Genomic DNA, 1,925 nt, shown 5'->3' on the forward strand with positions numbered 1-1,925 from the left:
TCTCAAGATACCATGCTGCTGATCCAAAGAATTCTGAGTCAAGCGCTACTGTCAGTGATTTCTCCTGACCATTTGTGATCTTGTCCTCAAGACAATAATCACCGCCGCCCTTCTCGAACTTTGTATTCTTATCAACATCTACAAACAACTTGTAGTTATATACTGACTTGTCACCATCAACCTGGAATGTAAACTGTAGTCTGTTGGACTTGATATAAGTCTGCTGTATTCCCTGCTGATATGTAACTGGTTTTGTAGTGATAGTAAGTCTTGTTCTATGTGCACTTCCTGTCACCAGTCTGTTAAGAGATGCTGAAGTTGCATCATCATAGACTACCTTGTAATTATAATATACAGTATCTGTTCCCGGACGCTTATACCATGACTGATCCTGTACGTCTGAGTCCATATAATCAGTTTCCTTGAACTTACCTCCAGCAAGTGACTGAACACGCTTTGTCCATAAACTGTTACCGTATATTCCATCCTTATCACTTATATACTGTGTTGCATCCTTATCGAATCCCCACAGAATATTTGATCCATTTGCTCCTGTATGTCTTGCATAGAGGGTATCTACCAACTGATACATTCTTGATGATGGATCGAGATAATAATTCTTTCTCTCAAGCTTTCCATCTTTATACCAATATCCCTGAAGGAGCTCAGCCTGTGAAAGCTTATCACCATTTGCATTTGTACCCTGCATATTCTCATATACGCTGGTAAGCTCATCACTTATGATCATCGGTCTGCCTGATGCCATGTATGTGAGAAGCTCCTGATACTTTGTATTTGTCAGGTCGTTACCATTCTCTGCAAGATATGTTGTTGTGTAATACTTGTCACCAACCTTTGGTGATGCAAGCATATTTGTTGATCCTGATATAGGTGCTGTATCTGGGCTATATGTAGATGCATTCATCAACTGACTGAGTGTACCTGTGTGGTAATACATGATGAATGTTGGGAATATCTGATATGTGTAACCCGGCGTAGCATTACCGATATCATTCTGTCCTTTGTACATCTCCGCTGGATTTCTATCCATAGCACTTATATCGCCACCGATATATACCAGATCGTATGTCGCTGCTATATCTTCCTTCATACCAATGAGCTGCTCGGTCGAAACCTGAGTGAGCTGAATATCTCCAATGGATATTCCATCGATAGCATACGCTATCTTCGCCTTGGTAAGATCAAAATCATAATACTCTGTTCTGGCCGCAAGCTCCTGTTTAGACTTACCACTTACTACATCAGATGGAACTGTATAATAGTTTCCTGTTATTTTAGTTGTTCCATCACTTCTTGTTGTATAAGCTGTACTTACGGTATCCTAAGTGCTGCCACCTCAAGATCAATCGGATAATCCGGCTGAATCTCAAGTACCTTGAACTTGTTATCAGAACCATCGCGATACACACTGGCATTGATAACATCAGCCACTGCCTTTGCCGATGGTGAATCAACTACCGGAATGGTTGGATCTGAATCATCGCCACTGCCATCTCCTGAGCCCTTTCCGTCACCGGCCTTAGAAGAAACTATAAAATACTGTCCACTCTCGACTGCACTGCACAGATCCTTGAATACCGCTGTGCCTATCTCCTTGTTATATGTACCCTTGTCAATAAATACAAAGTCATACTCTGAGAGATCAAGCTTATCATAAGTACCATTCATGAATACTGCCTGGGTTTCGAGATATTTGTCATGCAGACCAGTAACATACGAAACAACCTTTGCCGCATCTGAGAAATCCAGATTAGTATATACAAGATCACTCTTATACTCATAATTGAGATCTGCATTACCAACATTCTCCTGGAAATCCTGATATGTAACTACAACATTCTCATCTTCTGTTCCTGCTGCGTCTATTCTGTATGTGTATCCTGATACATTGTCCTCGTCAACTG

Annotated in this window: 2 protein-coding genes; both read right to left on the reverse strand. The window is 40.9% G+C overall.

Features of this window, described 5'->3' with window-relative positions; genetic code table 11:
- Window positions 1-1,111: DUF5057 domain-containing protein (locus CCU_RS03395; protein ID WP_208895954.1), on the reverse strand; the 1,111-nt coding region annotated here is incomplete at its 3' end.
- 221 nt (window positions 1,112-1,332) lie between these two features.
- Window positions 1,333-1,925: hypothetical protein (locus CCU_RS03400; protein ID WP_208895955.1), on the reverse strand; the 593-nt coding region annotated here is incomplete at its 5' end.

It is taken from the genome of Coprococcus sp. ART55/1, assembly GCF_000210595.1.
Classification (GTDB): Bacteria; Bacillota; Clostridia; order Lachnospirales; family Lachnospiraceae; genus Coprococcus; species Coprococcus aceti.